Origin of the sequence: Pseudomonas sp. NY15463, from assembly GCF_048068415.1 — a bacterium.
GTDB classification, from domain to species: domain Bacteria; phylum Pseudomonadota; class Gammaproteobacteria; order Pseudomonadales; family Pseudomonadaceae; genus Aquipseudomonas; species Aquipseudomonas mosselii_C.
Map to the genome: position 1 here is coordinate 595,554 of NZ_JBLUQD010000001.1, position 17,233 is coordinate 612,786.

Consider the following 17,233-nt stretch of genomic DNA (forward strand, 5'->3'; position numbering starts at 1 on the left):
TTCATCCAGACAGAACGTCGGGCTTGATCGGATCGCTACTGAGGACACCTGTGACATCATCGCTGCGGTATGCGGCCTCTCGGAAGAAAGAGTGGGTTACTGGGAAGTGGTTATTGCCCCAGATAAAACTGTATTTTTTGCTGTCCACTTCTTTCAAGTGCTGGACCATTTCCGAACCGGCTGAGTCATGTCGGAGCTCCCGGGCACAGAGCACGTGAGCGGATGGATCAACAGTAATGCCAACACCGACGTTGACCCCCTCGGGCAGGCATTGGTTATAGTCGAACGCTCTGGGGGTATCATACCCAATCAGCTGACTCAGCTCGTTCACACAGCGATGGAATTGCTCGAATGTATCGATAGCGAAGGCGAGCGCATCGACCTCGTTGTGATAAGTGAACTTACTTTCCGACTGCACTGCTGGATCGTCAGGGAGAAAGACTTTGAGCTTCGGGCCGTCCGATGACTGAACGATCCAGGCATCTCTTGTTATCAGGCCATAATGCTGTTCTAGGTCTCTGTACTGCTTGGCTTTAAAACCGGATTGTTGCCAGTAGTCTCTAAGGCATTTGTACACTGATGCGTCTAGCTTGCAACCTTTTTTATCGTTGACAAGCCCGTGCAGGCTTTGTTGGAGCGACGTTTTGAACTCACGCGAAAGCAGGCGAGTCAGTGAGTTCTGAGCCAATCGCAGGTTCAGCAGATAGGACGAGTAACAAAAAAATAGATCGAACAGGCTCGGGGGGCGGAACCAGATTTTCTGGCTGGGATACTTAAGGTTCGGGCTGAACTCTTCGTACTGTTGTGTGCACTCTTGTTCTAAATGGTGCAGTTTCTCAATCGAATACACGATGGCCGACAGGTACTGCGCCATGCACAGATGTCCCGGTTCGGCCCAATTATTTTCGTGTTCATGCCAAGCAGCGTAGTTGCGGAAAAGCCCCGCGCGATTGATGAGATCAAGTCTGTAACTCATGCTGTGTCCTTGCTTAGGGTGTCCATTTTTCAATCCGCATCTTGCTGTAACAGGTCACTCTTTCGCTTCAGCCCTTGGCCGCCATCGCCGTCACTTCCACGCGCATGCCCTCGAACGCCAGTGCCGCAACGCCCACGGCGGCACGTACCGGCCATGGCTTGCTGAAGAAGCGCTGATACACCTCGTTGAACACCGCGCGGTCGGCCATGTCGGTGAGGTAGATGGTCAGGTGCAGCACGCGGTCCATGGAACTGCCGGCCTTCTCCAACGCGGCCTTCAGCGCTTGCAGCGTGGCTTCGCACTGGGTCTGGATATCGCCCAGCTCCAGGCTGCCGTCGGCTTTCAGCGGGATCTGGGTGGTCATCAGGATGCCGTTGAACTCGGTGACATCCGAGGAAATGGAGTCGGCGTCCGGGTCCGGGGTGTAGATGATGTCTGCGTTTGCCATGGGTACTTTGCCTTGCGACGGAAGGAAAACCGCCAGCCTACGCGAGCCGGCGAGGCGGGTCGAGCGGGGTGGCGGTCGCCTGGATTTGAAAAGCACCGCCCGTCGGGGCAGAATCGCGCCCCCACACCGGCCAAGGCGCCGGGCAGGCTGTAGAACGAGGCATCCGTTGAACCAAAACACTTTGTCCATGCGCCTCGAGCGTGTGGCGGCGCACATTCCGGCCGGCGCGCGGCTCGCCGATATTGGCTCCGACCACGGCTACCTGCCGGTGGCCTTGTTGCTGCGCGGGGCGATCAGCGCGGCAGTGGCGGGCGAGGTGGCGCAGACGCCTTTCCAGGCCGCCCACCGCAGCGTGCGCGAGAACCAATTGGAGCACTGCGCCAGCGTGCGCCTGGCCAGTGGCCTGGCGGCCATCGAAGCCGGCGATGAAATCAGTGCGGTGAGCATCTGCGGCATGGGCGGGGAGACCATTCGTGACATCCTCGAAGCGGGTAAAGCGCGCCTTGGCGGGCATGAGCGCCTTGTGCTGCAACCCAATGGTGGCGAGCAACCCCTGCGCCAGTGGTTGGCCGATAACGGCTATCGCATCGTTTGCGAGGAAGTGCTGCGGGAAAACCGCTTCGACTACGAGATCATCGTCGCCGAGCGCGGCCAGCCGGAACGCTACAGCCCCGAGCAACTGTACTTCGGGCCACGCCTGCTGGAAGCGCGCAGCCCGGCGTTCCTGTTCAAGTGGCAGCGCATGTTGCGCCAGAAGCAGCAGGCCCTGGCCAATTTCGAGCGTGCGCGCGAGGCGGTGGCGCCAGAAAAAGTGCAGGACTTTACCCGGCAAATTGCCTGGATCAGCGCAGTGCTCGGCTAAACCAGGCGTCAACCGCGTGACACTAGGTCATTGCCCTCTCTGGCGGTAATCGGCATCGTGAGCTTCCTGTATTCATTTGTGTTTCACAATAAATGGGCCGCCGCGTGATAGATTCTTGCCTTTCATGTGAGTAATGAGAGCGTCACCCCATGGACATGCTGCATGCGATGCGTACCTTCGCCCGAGTCGTGGAGTGCGGCAGTTTCGCCGCCGCGGCCAACGCTCTGGATATCTCGGCTGCGCAGGTGTCGCGCATCGTCGCCGAGCTCGAAAACCAGTTACAGACCCGATTGCTGCACCGCACCACCCGACGCCTGCGCATGAGCGAGGCTGGCGAGCGTTTTCTGGAGCGTGCGCGGCAGATCATGCACCTGACCGAAGAGGCCATGGACGAGGCCCGTGGCGCCCACCTCACGCCGCGCGGCCGCCTGCGCGTGCATTGCACCCACGGTCTGGGGCTGCTGATGATGCCGCTGGTGGCGCGCTATAACGCGGCGTGCCCGGAGGTGGTGATGGAACTGACGCTGTCTCAGCGCAATCCTGACCCGCTGGCCGAAGGGCATGATGTGGTCATCACCATCGGGCAGGGCCTGCCGGACTCGCAACTGATCGCCATCCCCCTGGGCGGCATCCATAGCATCCTGTGTGCCTCGCCGGACTACCTGGCCCGCCATGGTGTGCCTGAGCGCCCCGAAGACCTGCACCATCATGTATGCCTGCGCACGGTGGACCCGTTGTTCGAGGAGGACTGGGCGTTCGGCCAAGGGCCCGAGCAGTGCGTGATCGTACCCCAGGACACCTTCCTCACCAACGTCGCCGACGCGATGCTGCGGGCCACCGAACTGGGCATGGGCGTGGGCCTGCTGCCGTACTACTCGGCCAGCCAGGCTATCAGTGAAGGGCGCCTGTGCCGTTTGTTGGCACCGCACCGCCTGCGCCAGCGCGAGATCTACGCGATCTATCCCTCGCGCCACTACCTGGACGCCAAGGTGCGCACCTGGATCGACTACCTCAAGGAGCAACTGCCGCCGCTGTTCGAGCAACACATGCACGTGGTGCAGCAACCTCAGTACTGGCGCTAGACGCGGTGAGCGCGGGGTGCACGCCTTCACTGGAAACGCTCACGCCGCAAAGCCTGGTGGCGACGCTGTACTAGGCTAAGCGGCAGTGGGGGCGACCGCTACTGGATGGCGACGGACTCCGAGGCCAGCCCTGGGAGCGGGGGCGTGGCGCTGAATCGCAGTGACGAAATGCCTTGCTGACGATTGAGCACGCGAAGGGGGTTGCAAGTTAAGTGTTATAACGTAACATTTAACATCTCCCCCGTTCCCAAGGCGCCCACCGTGATCCGCAGAAATCCCTCTGGCCATCTCCCTGAAATCGCCGCCTCCGCCTACATCGATCACACCGCTATCATCTGCGGCAAGGTCATCATCCAGGACAATGTGTTCGTCGGCCCCTACGCGGTGATTCGTGCCGATGAAGTGGACGCCACTGGCGATATGCAGCCGATCGTCATCGGCGCCAATTCCAACATCCAGGACGGCGTGGTGATTCACTCCAAGTCCGGCGCAGCAGTGCGCATCGGCCAGTACAGCTCCATCGCCCACCGCTCCATCGTACATGGTCCATGCGAGGTGGGCGATCGCGTGTTCATCGGCTTCAACAGCGTACTGTTCAACTGCAAGGTCGGCGACGGCAGCGTGGTGCGGCACAACTCGGTGGTCGATGGCTGCGACCTGCCGGCGCGCTTCTATGTGCCGCCCACCGAACATATCGGGCCGCATACAAACCTTGCCGCGTACCCCCCGGTCAGTGTGTCGGCAGCGGAGTTCTCTGAGGACGTGGCGCGAACCAACATCGACCTGGTGCAGGGCTATAAAGCCTTGCAGAACGAGTTCTGAGCATGGACGCGCTGCTGGTACGTAATGCCCGGCTGGTCAACGAAGGCCGCGAGTTCGAGGGCGATTTGCTAGTGCGTCACGGGCGTATCGAGCGCATCGCCGGCTGCATCCTCAACGCCCGTGCGGCCTGCGAGATCGACGCCCAGGGCGCCTACCTGCTGCCTGGAATGATCGATGACCAAGTGCACTTTCGTGAACCGGGCGCGCCGCATAAGGGCACCCTGGCGAGCGAGTCGCGGGCGGCGGTGGCGGGGGGCATCACCAGTTTTATGGACATGCCCAACACCCAGCCGCCGACCCTGAGCCGCGAAGCCTTGCTCGACAAGCAACGGCGGGCCGCAGCAAGCTCGGTGGCCAACTACGGCTTCCACTTCGGGGTCAGCCGCGACAACCTCGACGCCATCGCGGCGCTGGACCCGCGCGAGGTGGCCGGCATCAAGGTATTCATGGGGGCGTCGACCGGCGACATGCTGGTGGATGACCCCGAGGTGCTGGAAAAGCTGTTCGCCTGCGCCCCGACCTTAGTCCTGGCGCACTGCGAGCACACCCCCAGCATCCTTGAGAACGAGCGCGCCTGGCGCGCCCGGCACGGCGACTTCATCCCACCGGCGGCACATCCGCTGATCCGCGATGCCGAGGCCTGCTACCGCTCATCGAGCCTGGCGGTGGCGTTGGCCCGTCGCTTTGGCACCCGGCTGCATGTGCTGCACCTGACCAGTGCGCGGGAGCTGGCGCTGTTCGAGCCTGGCCCGGTGGCGATTAAGCGCATCACCGCCGAGGTGTGCCTGCATCATCTGCTTTTCGATGACAGCGACTATGCAAGCCCGGGGCACCTGATCAAGTGCAACCCAGCGATCAAGACCGCGACCGATCGCCAGGCTTTGCTGCGCGCCCTGGTCGAGGACCGCATTGACGTGATCGGCACCGACCATGCGCCGCACACCCTTGATGAAAAACACCGCCCTTACGCCCAGGCACCTTCCGGCCTGCCGCTGGTGCAGCACGCCTTGCCGGCTGCGCTGGAGTTGGTCAGCCAGGGAGCGCTGAGCATGGCTCAAGTGGTGCACAAGACCAGTCACGCGGTGAGCGACCTGTTCGCCATTCGCGAGCGCGGCTACCTGCGCGAGGGTTACTGGGCCGATTTCGCCTTGGTGGAGCGGCTACAGGTGCCGCAGGCGGTGGCAGATGAACCGATCCTCGCCCACTGCGGCTGGACGCCGTTCCAGCAACATCGCTTCCACCACGTGGTGCGCAGCACGGTGGTATCCGGCCAGCTTGCTTGGCACCAAGGGCGTGTGCAGCCGAACTGCCAGGGCTTGCCGTTGATGTTCGAACGCTGAACCCCTGGCAGGCTGTCGTTTAGGAGTGGTACCCATGAATGAAGCACAATTGCTGCAACAACCCCCCGATGAATACATGAGCGAACCGCAGCGCCAGTTCTTTCGCGACCTGCTGCTGACTCAGCGTGCCGAGTTGCAGGCCCGCATCGACAGTGAGTTCAGGGCCCTGCGCGAATACGAAGTACACAGCGATCCGGCCGATATCGGCAGCGCCGAGGAGGAGCGACACTGGCAACTGCGCTCGCTGGAGCGCGAGAAGAAGCTACTGGACAAGATCGACCAGGCGCTGGAGCGCTTGGCCTGCGGCGACTACGGCTGGTGCGAGGAAACCGGCGAGCCCATTGGCCTGCGCCGGCTACTGCTACGGCCCACCGCGACGCTGTGCATCGAAGCCAAGGAGCGCCAGGAACTCAGGGAGCGGCACCTGCGCAACGATGGCTAGTGCGCTGCCAGTGGTAGCGCCAGCAATTGCCAGCGCACCGTACTGACGCCTTTTTCCAGGCTTATGCGACTGACCAGGCGTTCCAGCGCGGTAGTTGCCATAGCGAACCTCGTTCTGCGGGCAGTCGCCCACATGGGCGCCGCTCAATGGCGGCGGGAAGCGAAAAACGATGAATGCGCAGGACCACAATCCATGGCGCCGGCAGGCGCCTGGATGAAAAGCAGGGAAGGTGAAGGAGTCACCGTCTACCGAGCGCGGCGAGACAGTGCAGCAGCGCTGTCGGACTAGCTCGCCATGTCGGCCCGTCGCAATCGACTGGGACTACTGTCCAATGCAGGGTGCGCTTATGCAGGGAGGGAAAAATCGCGACGCGGACACTACGCCCGGTGCGGGACAGGGTCATGGCTAAAATCATGACAATTGCGTCACGGCGAACTTTCCTGCACCCCGCGCGGCAGTGGTACCCTTACGCCCGTTATTGCCTCGAACCCGGACCTCTGCATGCTGTTCAACCTCGCCGTGCTGTTCACCACCCTTGTGGCTATGGAAGGCGTCGGCACCCTGGCCCACAAGTACATCATGCACGGTTGGGGCTGGTGGCTGCACCGCTCGCACCATGAGCCGCACCTGGGCGTGCTGGAAACCAACGATCTCTATCTAGCGGCACTGGCGTTGATCGCCGCTGCGCTGGTGGCGCTGGGCAAGGCCGGACATGCGCCGTTGCAGTGGGTGGGGGCAGGGGTGGCAGGGTATGGCGTGGCCTACGTGCTGGTGCATGACGGGCTGTTCCATCGTCACTGGCCGCGCGCACCGAGGCCGGTCAACCGCTATTTGAAGCGCCTGCACCAGGCGCATCAACTACACCATGCGGTGAAGGGGCGACAGGGATGCGTGTCGTTCGGATTCTTCTACGCACCGCCACTGCGCGTGTTGAAGCGGCAATTGAAGCGGCGGCGCAGCTAGCGCGATCAGTTAGCGGTCTCGACGATCGCCTCTTGACCTTTATGCCCGCGACTTACCCACCAGCCAAAGCCTGCGGCTGTGAAGAACATGATCAGGCTATAGAGTGCTGCCGGCACCGCCATGGTGGGGTTGTTTAACAGACTCGGGCTCAGGGCCAGGGCGATGGCCAGAGTACCGTTGTGGATGCCGATTTCCATGCCGATGGCGATCGCCTGGCGCCGCGGAATGTTCAGCAGGCGCGGCACCCAGTAACCTACCCCCAGGCTCAGCAGGTTGAACAACAGTGCGGCGCCGCCGACGATCGGCGCGTACTGCACCACCGTTTGCCAGTCCTTGGCCAGCGCAAGCACGATGGTGAAGGCTAGAAACAGTGCCGCCACCAATTTCATCGGCTTTTCCATGCGTGCGGCGAAGCCCGGCGCCCGATGGCGAATCAGCATGCCCAGCGCCACCGGCAGCAGCACGATGGCGAACACCTGCATCACTTTGGCAAATTGCAGCGGAATCGCTTGGTCCGCCTGCATGAACCAGGTCAGCGACAGGTTCACCAACAGCGGCATGGTCAGGATGGCGATCAATGAATTGACCGCTGTCAGGGTAATGTTCAGCGCCACATCGCCATGCGCCAGGTGGCTGAACAGGTTCGCGGTGGTGCCGCCTGGCGAGGCGGCCAGCAGCATCAGGCCCACGGCCAGCGCCGACTCAAGGCCAAAGCCGTTGGCAATCAGGAAGCACACCAGTGGCAGCAGCAGGATCTGGCAGGCCAGGCCGACCACCACGGGCTTGGGGTATTTCACCACCCGGGCGAAGTCGGCCAAGGTCAGTGATAACCCCAGGCCCAGCATGATGATGCCCAGGGCGAGCGGCAGGATGGCGGTAAGCAGGGGCGAGGCGGTCATGAGTGGCTACTCGAACGGAATATCCCGAGCAGTCTAGGTGCCCGGCTAACGATAGCTAATCGCAACTGGCCATACTTGGTAACCGTTTATTACCGAACCCCTGGCCGGCAGCGGCTACACGCCGCGTTGCGATGCTGCCTCCGGCGCAGTAGCATTCGCGCTTTTGCCGAAGGATTAGCCCACCATGCCGTTCCAGCCAGGTCTGCTCGCCACCCCGGTGCCAGCCCACGCCCGTCATTTGTTCTTTGCCCTCGATTCGCAAGAAGCCTTGGCCGGCGTGCTTGATCGGTTGATCGCCGAGGTCGATGGCCAGAGCGTGGTGCTGGGTATCGGTGCACCGTTGGCGCAGGTGCTGGGCCGTGAGGTGCCTGGTCTGCGCAGCTTCCCGCAGTTGCAGGCCCAAGTACCCAACCCGGCGACTCAGCATGCCTTGTGGTTGTGGCTGCGCGGCGAAGAACGCGGCGAACTGTTCCTGCGTGCGCAAGCTCTGCAGCAGTTGCTGGCCCCGGCCTTGCGTCTGGTCGACAGTGTCGATGGTTTCCTGCACCGCGGTGGCCGTGACCTGACCGGCTACGAGGACGGCACCGAGAACCCGGTCGACGAGCAGGCCATCGAGGCCGCCATCGTGTCCGGCGATGTCCCGGGCCTGGCCGGTTCCAGCTTTGCTGTCTTCCAGCTGTGGAAGCACGATCTGGACTATTTCAAGGCGCTGCCGCAAGCCGAGCAGGACAACATTATCGGGCGCCGCCTGAGCGACAACGAAGAACTCGATGATGCGCCCGAGTCTGCCCACGTCAAGCGCACGGCCCAGGAGAGCTTCGCTCCCGAGGCGTTCATGGTGCGGCGTTCGGTGGCCTGGGCCGATGAGCGCGGTGCGGGCCTGGCGTTCGTCGCGATGGGGCACTCGTTCGACGCCTTCGAAGTGCAGCTCAAACGCATGAGCGGTTTGGAGGACGGCATCATCGATGGCTTGTATCGCTTCAGTCGGCCCCTGAGCGGCGGCTACTACTGGTGCCCGGCACTCGGTGAGGGTGGTGTGGACCTGCGTCTGTTGCTGGCCTGACCAAGCGCTGGAGCCTACGCGGGCGATGCACCGCGTCCACAGGCTCCAGCGCCTTGCACATATAGGCTTGCGCCCCAGATAGAGTCGACTGCTTTGTTTAGCGCCACCGGTCTGCCCGATGTGCAATAGACCGAATCCCTTTGTGCCTGCGTACTCACAACCTTGTACGGCAAGCGTGCCGTGCACTCTCAAGCCACACGAGGTTGAAGACCATGGCCAACAAAGAGAACAGCAGGATGGGCAACCAGGGCGGTTCGAAAAACCCTGGAAACTTCGCCAATGATCGTGAGAAGGCCTCCGAAGCCGGCCGCAAAGGTGGGCAAAGTTCCGGGTCCGGCCAACACCGCCAGACCACGGACACCGGGCGCAAGGGCGACCGTGCGTAAATGACCGATTGCAGTGCCGGGCCTGCCTGGCACTGCATCGCTGCTGCTAACGGAACTTTGCTCGTCCCGATCGCCTCCACCGCAAGCACACTGCGACGCAATGGGAGGCCTGCATGGCCAGACACATCATCCACTACACCGGGCCGATCAACTCGGCCACCTGCGGCAACCTGATCAATACCTGCGCCAAGGCCACCCAACAAGGCGCCGACCTGATCCAGCTGAACATCGCCACCATGGGCGGCGAGTGTAGCTATGGCTTCACGCTGTACAACTTTTTGCGCGCCTTGCCGGTGCCTGTGCACACCCACAACCTGGGTACGGTGGAGTCCATGGGTAATATCCTGTTTTTGGCCGGCAGCCACCGCACAGCCTGCGCCTTCAGCAAGTTCCTGTTTCATCCGTTTCACTGGACCTTGCACGGGGCAGTTGATCACGCGCGAATGGCCGAGTACGCCATGAGCCTGGACTACGACCTGCGCTTGTATGTGCAGATCGTCGCCGAGCGTACCCAAGGAGCCAGCGAGGGGCTCGACATCGCACGCTACCTCATGGCCTACCCACGCATCCTGGGGCCGCAAGAGGCGCTGGCCAGCGGCATGATCCATGCCGTCGACGAATTGCCGATACCTGCTGACGCCACGCAATGGAGCGTGCACGCCTGATTGGGCGTGCAAATTACTGCAGCGGCAACGTACGTCACCGTCGGTCCGAAAAAGATGACTGTCAGTGAGTCGAGCGCCGCCGTCTGCCCTCGGAATGACTGAAGGATGATTTACCTGCCCTCAAGGGAGAACCGACATGCCAGAAGAACAGCGCCAACCCAGCCGCCGTGGCGGGACCCAGCAAACCAATTCCGGCAACTTCGCCAACGACCGGGAGCGCGCCTCTGAGGCTGGCCGCAAAGGCGGGCGTAACTCAGGTGGTAATTTTGCCAACGACCGGGCCAGGGCTTCGGAGGCTGGCCGCAAGGGTGGACAGCGCCGCCACGGCCCACATGAGCCGCCTTCGCAGAAATAAGGCCTTTGGCCACTACTGCACCTTGTCAGCGTGCCTGTGAATTTTCTGAATTTTCACGCAACTGGCTGATCCATCAGTTAATAACCCATGGAGAAAGGAGGCCCATAGCGATGCCGAGCCCTCAGTTGTACATCATCGACTATCACCTGCATGGTCAAGTGCGTAGCTTCATCATTCGACTGGAACACATGGATAACGCTGAGGCCTGGCACTGGGCCAGTTGCGATGCCGGGATCGGTATCATTCCGAAGTTCGGCCGCGAAAAAATCCGCAAGGTGAGCCGCCCGATGGCAGAGCGCTATGGCATTACCCAAGTGACGTGGCGACTGTCGGGCAGCCGCCCGGACAAGGTGTCAGAGGTTGCCAGATAGTCAGTCATTGGTTCCGCAGCCATGACCGGCCAGGGGGCACGAGCAGTTGCAGGCGCCTGACATTGAGGTGTTGGCTAAGCCTGTGTATCTAGCCAGCGTGGTGGTCGTACTGGCCAGGCTTGCTTGATATCGAGTGCGTCGTCGCCGATCCAAGCACTGAAAATGGTCCGGCTCTCCAGCGGGGAGCCGGTTGTTTTCAAGCGATTCCACCTGCACAATTACGCCTATCTTACGTGGTACATACCACGGTACATGCTCAATGGAGAATGGTATGTCGCGGGTGGGTGTAACCAAAGAGGCTGTTGAGCAAGCGCGTGATACGCTGCTTGCCAGGGGTGAAAACCCAAGTATCGATGCAGTACGTATCGAACTGGGTAACACCGGGTCGAAATCGACCATCCACCGTTACCTCAAGGCGCTGGAACAACCCGTGAAGTTGGGCGATGCCGCCGGGTTGAGCGCCCCATTGGGGCGCCTGGTCGAGCAGCTCTCGGCGCAGCTTCAGCGCGAAGCGCAAGCCTGTGTCGAGGTGGCTCAGACCGCCTTCGAGCAGCAGCAAGCACAGCTGCAGGGGCAGTTGGCGCTGGCCCAACGGGCATTGGCCGCAGCGCATCAGCAGCACGAGGTCCAGCTGAGTGCGCTGCAATTGCGCCTGGCCGACAAGGAGCAGCAGTTGCAGCTCGCCGAACAACGCCACGAACAGGAGCTGGGCCGCCAGCAAACCCAGCTGCGCCAGTTGCAGGGCCAGTTGCAAACCGTGCAGCAAGGCGCCCTGGCGCGTCAGGCAGAGCTGACCCAACTGCACCGTGACAATGGGCGATTGCAGGCTGAGCAGCGTCAGACCCAGGAAGCGCTCGCGCGGCTGGAAGCGCAACTTGAACAGCGTGACGCTCAGGTCCAGGGGCTGCGCGCGATGCTTGCGCAAGCGCAAGGGGTAGGGGAGGAGTTGCGGCGTCAGTGCGCCGAGCGTGACCAGGCACTGGCGCAACTGCGGTTGCCATAGCGACTGGCCTTCGGGTAACGCGGCGACTACTTTCTACAGCCGGTCTCAGCACCGACTAGCGCGGGTTCGCAGCGCCGGCTCAATGCCCATAACGGCCTACCAGACTTTGCGCACCTAGCGTGTGCCCGTGCAGGATCTCCATCAGCCGCTGCCGGTCCAGTCCCATTGGCAGGCTGCCCGCAGGCAGGTCGGTGGCGATCACGGTCAGCACATAATGGTGTGGATTGTCGCCAGCGGGCGGGCAGGGCCCACGGTAGCGCTGCGTGCCTCGGCTGTTGGGGCCCAATGTGGCAATTTCGCTGCTCTGTCCGGCCGCGCCCTCATCGAGGCCGCCACTGGCAGCGTCCAGGTTATACGCAAGCCAATGCACAACGCCCATGCCCTTGGCACCGTCTGGATCGAACATCACCACGACCAGCGACTGCGTGCGCTGTGGCAGGTTTTTCCAGCTCACCTGCGGCGTACGCTCTTCGCCGCTGCCACACTCCGGCTCCGGCCCCACCTGTTGCAGAGCGATCACGCCGCCGTCGGTAAAGGACGCCGAACTGATTGCCAGCGCCGGACTGTGGTTGAGCTGTATGCCCAGCGTCACGCCGGGCAGAAGGGCAAACAGCGGCCAGTACCAGAGTTTCATGTCATCCATCCTGAGCGAGCGCGCAAGGCAGAGCATGTAGTCTAGACCATGCCTTCAGGGTGCCCGTCGGGCGACGGGCGGTTGGCAGATCAGTGCGCGTCGCGATGGACTGCCTGGGTCGAGGCGGCAGGAGCCATGGCGTCCAGGGTTGGGTGCTCCTGAGCGGCGTGCATCAGGTCTTCGGTCACCCGTAGTTCGGCGCCGCTGGGCGAGAAGGTCGCCGTCGGGGCGAACGGTGCCGGGTGCTCGGGCTTGGGGCGCTTGCCCCGGCGCCACAGGAAGAAGCCGACCATAGCCAGGTTGATCACCGCGAAGGCCCAAAACAAGCCCACTTCGCCGTAGCGGGTCATCATCGGCGAGATCGCCAGCGGCGCCAGGGCCGAGCCCAGCGAGTTGATCAACAGCAGGCCCTGGATCATCGGCACCAGGGCATCGGCCGGGGCGCGGTCGGCCGCGCTGCTCACCGCCACCGGGTACAGCGCGAATACCCCACCGCCGAGCAAGAACATCAACGCCGGCAGCAACACCGTGTCGGTCGGCAATACCACGATCAGCAGCGACAGGACGGTGCACGCTGCAGCCAGGGTGATGAGCACATCCTGTCGATCCTTGCGATCGGACCAGCGCCCCACCGGGTATTGCAGCAGCATGGCGCCGAGGATCACCCAGGCCATCATGCGGCCGACGTCACCGACATCCATGCCTACCCGTTGCAGGTACAACGGCAGCAGCGCGTAGATACCGGCGATGATGATTCCGGAGCCAAAACAGCCCACCAGGCCTGTCGGTGCCACGCCCAGCAACTGGCGCGGCTTGAGTGGCTCGACATGCTCAAGCAGCGGCGATACCCGTGGCAGGATGACGATCGGCAGCACTGACAACGTCGCCAGCATGCCGGCCAGCATGAACGGTGCACTATCGCCCAAGGCGGTGATCTCGCCCAACGCGGCCTGGGCCAGTACCCCGGCACCGTAGAAGGCAATCATGTACAGCGCCAGCAAACGGCCGCGAATCTTCGCGTCGCCAGCCAGCAGCAACCAGCTTTCGATGACCAGGAACACGCCGACTGCGGCCCAGCCGTTGATCAGGCGTAGCACCGACCACCAGAGGGTGTCGTAGAACAGCCCCTGCAACAGGATAGTCGCGCCGATCAGCGCGGCGAAGCTGCTGTAGGCGCGGATATGGCCAATGCGCAGGATCAACCGATCGTTGAACACGGCGCCCAGGGTCAGGCCGATGAAGTAGGCCGACGAGACGATACCGATGGTGGTCGCCGATTCGCCGGCTGCGCCTAGACGCAGGGTGGTGAGTGAAGACAGAAAACCATTGCCCAGAGCAATGATGAACAAGCCGAGCAGGGGCGCCAGCGCCATCGCCAGCAAACGCGCAGACATACGTACCTCAAAATTGGAACGAGCGGGTGTGCCTTTTCGGTTGCACGCGCTATGCGGTAGGGCCTGGGCGGGCTGCGACCCTGGCAAGATTCAACCGCTGGGCGGTCGAACGACAGCCGGGCGGGGGCGGTTGAGCCTGCTTGCACCTGTGCGCAGCGGTGCCAGGCGCAGATGCTGTCTTGGCGAAAAGGTGGCGACCGGGAGGGCGGCGGGCGAAAAGGAAGCGCGATTCTACGGACTGTGGCGGATTTGCCAAGAGGGCGTGACCTGCGACGAGAGGCCGCAGGGGCCGCGCAAAAAAACACTAGGACGATGAATTTTGCCGTCTGACTCAACAGGACTCACCTGTTTCGAGAGGAGGTGATCGCGCGGCGTTATGCATGGGAAAGCGCGGCACGTTTGCGCATAATGCCTGGCAGCCGTCTTTCAGGGAGAAACCGCCTCATGCTGGCATCGCTGTTCGCCGTCCTGGCGCCCGTGTTCATCGTTGCCGGTATCGGTTATGCCTGGGCCCGTCGCGGCCTTGATTATCCCACCGAGTTCATCGCCCAGGTGGTGATGACCGTGGGCACGCCGGCGTTGGTGCTATCGACCCTCAATCGTACGCAACTGGACCCGACGGCGTTCACCAGCATGGCCCTGGCGTGCTGCCTGTGCCTGCTTGGCATGGCGTTGGTCGGGTATCTGGTATGCAGCTTGAGTGGCAAGCACTGGCGGGTGCTGCTGCCAGCGTTCATGTTCCCCAATACCGGAAACATGGGCCTGCCCATCAGCCTGTACGCCTTCGGTGAGCATGGGCTGGCCCTGGCGGTGGCGTTCTTCCTGACCTTGTCGATCTTCCAGTTCACCGCAGGGATTGCCATCGCCGGCGGCGCTGCATCCCCCAAGGCATTGCTGCGCAACCCCATCGTCATCAGTCTGGTCGGGGCCATGCCACTGATCTTCCTCGATGTGCAACTGCCGCGCTGGCTGGCCAACACGGTCGACCTGCTGGGGGGCATGACCATTCCGCTGATGCTGTTGACCCTCGGGGTCTCGCTGGCCAGCATCCGTCCACGGCATATCGGCGGCGGGTTGCTGCTGGGTGGGCTGCGGATCGTGCTGGGGGCCGGGGTGGGCTGGGGCGTGGGGGCGGTGCTTGGGCTGGAGAGCCTTGAACGAGCGGTGCTGGTGATGCAGTCGGCGATGCCGGTGGCGGTCTTCAACTACCTGCTGGCGGTGCGGGCGAACCGCGAGCCAGAGCAGGTGGCCAACCTGGTGATGTGTTCGACGCTGCTGTCGTTCGTGTGGTTACCGGTGGTGCTGGCGGGGTGGCTATAAACGGTGTCACAGGGCGCAGCGGCAGGTCTGGCCCTGTGCGGCCGGCGAGGGTGTGATCAGCTGGCGGGTTTGTCGGCCTGGCGCTGGGCATCGGCTTGGCGGTTGTCCTGCTCGGCCTTGGCTTTGGCCAGCGCCTGCTGGCTTTGCTCACGGTGAGCGGCCAATTGTGCGCTGCGTTCGTGCAGGCGGTCAGCGCCCCCTTCTGCGAACACCGAGGTCACGGTGGTGCTGGCGAGCAGGGCGAGGATCAGGGGCAGGGTTTTCATGACAGCGGTCTCCAGTTTCGATTCATGGGCAGCTGGCCAAAGGCCAAGTGCTGCGCATGATGGAGACCGTGGATTTTCCCAGCATTAACAGAACGTTTCAGCCCTCGCTTACCCAGCCGGCCGGTGTAAGCAGCATGCTCTGGGTGGCCTGGATCGGCTTGGCAGCGCTGGCGGACGCCTGTGCCAGGCCCTTGATCGCGGCGCCCAACGCCGGATCGTTGGCCCAGCCTGGCAGGTCGTCGATGCGGTAGCGGTAGGTCAGTTGCGTGCGTTGCTGACCACCTTGCGCCTGCGGTGGGGTGAAGCCTTCGATCTGGGTGACCTGCGCCTTGCCAAAGCACAGCCCTCCCTGGCCGTTAAGGGCGTCGGCCTTGTAGTAGGTGCGGCTGTTGTCGGTCAGTTCGTAGGCGTAGTAGATATCGGTGCGGGCCGGCTGCCACAGCCGTTCGGGCACTTCGGTGCGGCGAATTTCCTTTTCGCTGACCACGCCGGCCTTGGCCAGTGCGCGCAAGGCCTGGTTGGTGCCATCGACATCGAAATCACGGGTGTGGGCGGGGAAATGGCCGACCACGAAGCAGCGAGGATATTGGGTGTCGAGCCAGGCCTGGGCGGCCTTGCGCAGCCCGGCTTCGGTGGCCTGCTGGTCGTCGGAGCAGCCGAGCAGGGTGGCCAGTAGCGCCAGGGGTACGATCTTCCTGTCCATCGTAAGGCTTCCTTGAGTTGCCAGATTACGGGTGCAAATGCCGGTCAGGACCGACGCGGCGGGATTAGAACCCGCGAGCCAGAGCGGCTGCAATCGTGGCAACTGGACATACCGATGGCCTCGGTAGTCAGTCGATCGGCAATAAAACCCCATCACGGCCCAGGTGATAACGCTGCAAGTCGCGGGCGAGGGTGAGGCTGCCGTTGTAGTCGGCCAACGCCTCCTGGCGCACGTCCTCGATGCTGTTACCACGCCCTGGCGCACTCTGGTAGCGGGCACTGAAGTGGGTCAGTACCAGGTTTTTCACCCCGGCCTGTTCGGCGAACCGGGCTACCGCCGCCGCAGTGCTGTGGCCGAAGCTGTTCTGGCTGCGCTCGACCACAGGTTCGGTAAAGGTGGCCTCGTGCACCAGTACATCCACGCCCTGGGCGAGCTCTGCCAGCAGCTGCGGGCGGTCATTGTCGCCACAGACGATGATCCGCTGTGGTGGCCGTGTGGGTTGCAGGTAGTGCTGTGGGTCGAGCGACACGCCGTCATGCAGCGCCGCGTGGCCACGGGCCAGCTGGCCCCACAGTGGGCCGGCCGGGATACCGTCGGCTTTCAGTCGTTCGGTATCGAGCCGAGGCTCCGGGTCGCGTTCGGTGAATACAAAGGCCCAGGATGGAACACGGTGCGACAGCTCCAGGGTGGTCACGCTGACATTGCCGCTGGTGAAGCCGCTGAAGGTTTCCAGCGCGTGCATCTGCAGCTCGAATGGCAGGTAGGTTTCGCTCACCGCCAGGCTCTGCGCCAACCAGGCTTGCAGGCTGGCGGGCAGCACCAGCGGCAACGGCTCGCTGCGCCCGGACATGCCGGCGCTGGCCAGCAGGCCCGGCAGCCCGAAGCAGTGATCGCCGTGCACGTGGGTGATGAAGAGGGCGCGCAAGTTGCGCACCGATAATGGGCTGCGCAACAGCTGGTGCTGGGTGCCTTCGCCGCAATCGACCAGATACCAGCCGTGCCCGGCGGACTCGATCACAGCGGTGGCGCTGACGTTACGGGCCTTTGTGGGCACCCCGGAAGAAGTGCCCAGAAACTGCAGGTCCATGCCTGACTCCTTGACGTGAAGACTGTCCTGCCTCAACGGGCGAGGCACGCGGAGGCTAGCATGGCGGGCCACCGGGAAACAGGCTAGGGCAAGGACCGGCCATCAGACGCAGCAGCGCCAGCGCTATTGCAGGCTGGCGCGCATGGGCGGGG

The 17,233-nt window shown here is 63.0% G+C and carries 19 protein-coding genes and 3 pseudogenes; 13 read left to right on the forward strand and 9 right to left on the reverse strand.

What is annotated here, in order from left to right; genetic code table 11:
• Position 1: 1 nt before the first annotated feature.
• Both ACNFIC_RS03020 and ACNFIC_RS03025 read right to left on the reverse strand, forming a co-directional pair.
• Positions 2-976, reverse strand: coding sequence for a hypothetical protein (locus tag ACNFIC_RS03020; protein WP_416779822.1), 975 nt, complete (start codon positions 974-976; stop codon positions 2-4).
• Between the two features lie 67 nt (positions 977-1,043).
• Entirely contained in the window at positions 1,044-1,424 is a 381-nt protein-coding gene (locus ACNFIC_RS03025) for a RidA family protein (protein ID WP_138217664.1), read from the reverse strand.
• 166 nt (positions 1,425-1,590) lie between these two features.
• On the opposite strand from ACNFIC_RS03025, the gene ACNFIC_RS03030 reads away from it, so the two are divergent.
• The 5 genes from ACNFIC_RS03030 (at position 1,591) to dksA (ending at position 5,972) form a co-directional block, all read left to right on the forward strand.
• The gene (locus ACNFIC_RS03030) at positions 1,591-2,286 is read left to right on the forward strand and encodes a tRNA (adenine(22)-N(1))-methyltransferase (RefSeq protein WP_138217665.1); all 696 of its coding nucleotides are present in this window, start codon (positions 1,591-1,593) and stop codon (positions 2,284-2,286) included.
• A 149-nt stretch (positions 2,287-2,435) separates the two neighbouring features.
• Positions 2,436-3,368 (forward strand): LysR family transcriptional regulator, encoded by a 933-nt coding sequence (locus ACNFIC_RS03035; protein ID WP_138217666.1) that lies wholly within the window; start codon positions 2,436-2,438, stop codon positions 3,366-3,368.
• A gap of 261 nt (positions 3,369-3,629) precedes the next feature.
• Positions 3,630-4,190, forward strand: a complete 561-nt coding sequence (locus tag ACNFIC_RS03040) for a carbonate dehydratase (protein WP_416779824.1) — start codon at positions 3,630-3,632, stop codon at positions 4,188-4,190.
• Positions 4,191-4,192: 2 nt separating this feature from the next.
• Complete coding sequence (locus tag ACNFIC_RS03045; RefSeq protein WP_416779826.1) at positions 4,193-5,530, forward strand: dihydroorotase; 1,338 nt, start codon at positions 4,193-4,195, stop codon at positions 5,528-5,530.
• A 34-nt stretch (positions 5,531-5,564) separates the two neighbouring features.
• Complete coding sequence (gene dksA, locus ACNFIC_RS03050; protein WP_138217668.1) at positions 5,565-5,972, forward strand: RNA polymerase-binding protein DksA; 408 nt, start codon at positions 5,565-5,567, stop codon at positions 5,970-5,972.
• Here the strand turns inward: dksA and ACNFIC_RS03055 are convergent.
• Positions 5,969-6,070 (reverse strand): annotated as a pseudogene (locus ACNFIC_RS03055) (MgtC/SapB family protein); the annotation flags it as partial. The gene dksA and the pseudogene ACNFIC_RS03055 overlap by 4 nt on opposite strands.
• A gap of 403 nt (positions 6,071-6,473) precedes the next feature.
• Here ACNFIC_RS03055 and ACNFIC_RS03060 point away from each other — a divergent pair.
• On the forward strand, positions 6,474-6,935 hold the full coding sequence (locus ACNFIC_RS03060; protein ID WP_416779828.1) for a beta-carotene hydroxylase: 462 nt from the start codon (positions 6,474-6,476) through the stop codon (positions 6,933-6,935).
• Between the two features lie 5 nt (positions 6,936-6,940).
• Here the strand turns inward: ACNFIC_RS03060 and ACNFIC_RS03065 are convergent, their stop codons facing one another.
• Positions 6,941-7,834, reverse strand: coding sequence for a bile acid:sodium symporter family protein (locus ACNFIC_RS03065; RefSeq protein WP_138217670.1), 894 nt, complete (start codon positions 7,832-7,834; stop codon positions 6,941-6,943).
• Between the two features lie 184 nt (positions 7,835-8,018).
• On the opposite strand from ACNFIC_RS03065, the gene ACNFIC_RS03070 reads away from it, so the two are divergent.
• The 6 genes and pseudogenes from ACNFIC_RS03070 (at position 8,019) to ACNFIC_RS03095 (ending at position 11,677) form a co-directional block, all read left to right on the forward strand.
• Positions 8,019-8,897 carry a Dyp-type peroxidase gene (locus tag ACNFIC_RS03070; RefSeq protein WP_416779830.1) on the forward strand — a complete coding sequence of 293 codons (879 nt, stop codon included), beginning with the start codon at positions 8,019-8,021 and terminating at the stop codon, positions 8,895-8,897.
• Positions 8,898-9,109: 212 nt separating this feature from the next.
• On the forward strand, positions 9,110-9,283 hold the full coding sequence (locus ACNFIC_RS03075) for a general stress protein (protein ID WP_138217672.1): 174 nt from the start codon (positions 9,110-9,112) through the stop codon (positions 9,281-9,283).
• 104 nt (positions 9,284-9,387) lie between these two features.
• Positions 9,388-9,948: pseudogene (locus ACNFIC_RS03080) on the forward strand (ATP-dependent Clp protease proteolytic subunit); the annotation flags it as partial.
• 187 nt (positions 9,949-10,135) lie between these two features.
• Positions 10,136-10,303 (forward strand): annotated as a pseudogene (locus tag ACNFIC_RS03085) (general stress protein); the annotation flags it as partial.
• A gap of 110 nt (positions 10,304-10,413) precedes the next feature.
• Complete coding sequence (locus ACNFIC_RS03090; protein ID WP_138217675.1) at positions 10,414-10,674, forward strand: DUF6555 family protein; 261 nt, start codon at positions 10,414-10,416, stop codon at positions 10,672-10,674.
• A 271-nt stretch (positions 10,675-10,945) separates the two neighbouring features.
• Positions 10,946-11,677, forward strand: coding sequence for a DNA-binding protein (locus ACNFIC_RS03095; protein WP_416779833.1), 732 nt, complete (start codon positions 10,946-10,948; stop codon positions 11,675-11,677).
• Positions 11,678-11,756: 79 nt separating this feature from the next.
• On the opposite strand, the gene ACNFIC_RS03100 is transcribed toward ACNFIC_RS03095, so the two are convergent.
• Positions 11,757-12,311, reverse strand: coding sequence for a YbhB/YbcL family Raf kinase inhibitor-like protein (locus tag ACNFIC_RS03100; RefSeq protein ID WP_416779835.1), 555 nt, complete (start codon positions 12,309-12,311; stop codon positions 11,757-11,759).
• An 89-nt stretch (positions 12,312-12,400) separates the two neighbouring features.
• Positions 12,401-13,705 (reverse strand): MFS transporter, encoded by a 1,305-nt coding sequence (locus tag ACNFIC_RS03105; RefSeq protein ID WP_138217678.1) that lies wholly within the window; start codon positions 13,703-13,705, stop codon positions 12,401-12,403.
• 444 nt (positions 13,706-14,149) lie between these two features.
• Here ACNFIC_RS03105 and ACNFIC_RS03110 point away from each other — a divergent pair, with 444 nt between their 5' ends.
• Positions 14,150-15,025: an AEC family transporter gene (locus ACNFIC_RS03110; RefSeq protein ID WP_138217679.1), complete on the forward strand. Its 876-nt coding sequence runs from the start codon at positions 14,150-14,152 to the stop codon at positions 15,023-15,025.
• 56 nt (positions 15,026-15,081) lie between these two features.
• Here the strand turns inward: ACNFIC_RS03110 and ACNFIC_RS03115 are convergent, their stop codons facing one another.
• From ACNFIC_RS03115 to ACNFIC_RS03125, 3 genes are all read right to left on the reverse strand, one after another.
• Positions 15,082-15,291 carry a hypothetical protein gene (locus ACNFIC_RS03115; RefSeq protein ID WP_416779838.1) on the reverse strand — a complete coding sequence of 70 codons (210 nt, stop codon included), beginning with the start codon at positions 15,289-15,291 and terminating at the stop codon, positions 15,082-15,084.
• Between the two features lie 97 nt (positions 15,292-15,388).
• Positions 15,389-15,994, reverse strand: a complete 606-nt coding sequence (locus tag ACNFIC_RS03120; protein WP_138217681.1) for a hypothetical protein — start codon at positions 15,992-15,994, stop codon at positions 15,389-15,391.
• 127 nt (positions 15,995-16,121) lie between these two features.
• On the reverse strand, positions 16,122-17,081 hold the full coding sequence (locus ACNFIC_RS03125; protein ID WP_416779840.1) for a ribonuclease Z: 960 nt from the start codon (positions 17,079-17,081) through the stop codon (positions 16,122-16,124).
• Positions 17,082-17,233: the final 152 nt, after the last annotated feature.

Excerpts from the sequence above, each read along its gene's own strand:
- ACNFIC_RS03095 (WP_416779833.1), top strand. The coding sequence starts at position 10,946 with ATGTCGCGGGTGGGTGTAACCAAAGAGGCTGTTGAGCAAGCGCGTGAT.
- ACNFIC_RS03075 (WP_138217672.1), top strand. The coding sequence starts at position 9,110 with ATGGCCAACAAAGAGAACAGCAGGATGGGCAACCAGGGCGGTTCGAAA.
- ACNFIC_RS03105 (WP_138217678.1), bottom strand. The coding sequence starts at position 13,705 with ATGTCTGCGCGTTTGCTGGCGATGGCGCTGGCGCCCCTGCTCGGCTTG.
- ACNFIC_RS03060 (WP_416779828.1), top strand. The coding sequence starts at position 6,474 with ATGCTGTTCAACCTCGCCGTGCTGTTCACCACCCTTGTGGCTATGGAA.
- ACNFIC_RS03125 (WP_416779840.1), bottom strand. The coding sequence starts at position 17,081 with ATGGACCTGCAGTTTCTGGGCACTTCTTCCGGGGTGCCCACAAAGGCC.
- ACNFIC_RS03025 (WP_138217664.1), bottom strand. The coding sequence starts at position 1,424 with ATGGCAAACGCAGACATCATCTACACCCCGGACCCGGACGCCGACTCC.
- ACNFIC_RS03100 (WP_416779835.1), bottom strand. The coding sequence starts at position 12,311 with ATGAAACTCTGGTACTGGCCGCTGTTTGCCCTTCTGCCCGGCGTGACG.
- ACNFIC_RS03035 (WP_138217666.1), top strand. The coding sequence starts at position 2,436 with ATGGACATGCTGCATGCGATGCGTACCTTCGCCCGAGTCGTGGAGTGC.
- ACNFIC_RS03115 (WP_416779838.1), bottom strand. The coding sequence starts at position 15,291 with ATGAAAACCCTGCCCCTGATCCTCGCCCTGCTCGCCAGCACCACCGTG.
- ACNFIC_RS03065 (WP_138217670.1), bottom strand. The coding sequence starts at position 7,834 with ATGACCGCCTCGCCCCTGCTTACCGCCATCCTGCCGCTCGCCCTGGGC.
- ACNFIC_RS03070 (WP_416779830.1), top strand. The coding sequence starts at position 8,019 with ATGCCGTTCCAGCCAGGTCTGCTCGCCACCCCGGTGCCAGCCCACGCC.
- ACNFIC_RS03045 (WP_416779826.1), top strand. The coding sequence starts at position 4,193 with ATGGACGCGCTGCTGGTACGTAATGCCCGGCTGGTCAACGAAGGCCGC.
- ACNFIC_RS03110 (WP_138217679.1), top strand. The coding sequence starts at position 14,150 with ATGCTGGCATCGCTGTTCGCCGTCCTGGCGCCCGTGTTCATCGTTGCC.
- ACNFIC_RS03120 (WP_138217681.1), bottom strand. The coding sequence starts at position 15,994 with ATGGACAGGAAGATCGTACCCCTGGCGCTACTGGCCACCCTGCTCGGC.
- ACNFIC_RS03090 (WP_138217675.1), top strand. The coding sequence starts at position 10,414 with ATGCCGAGCCCTCAGTTGTACATCATCGACTATCACCTGCATGGTCAA.
- dksA (WP_138217668.1), top strand. The coding sequence starts at position 5,565 with ATGAATGAAGCACAATTGCTGCAACAACCCCCCGATGAATACATGAGC.
- ACNFIC_RS03020 (WP_416779822.1), bottom strand. The coding sequence starts at position 976 with ATGAGTTACAGACTTGATCTCATCAATCGCGCGGGGCTTTTCCGCAAC.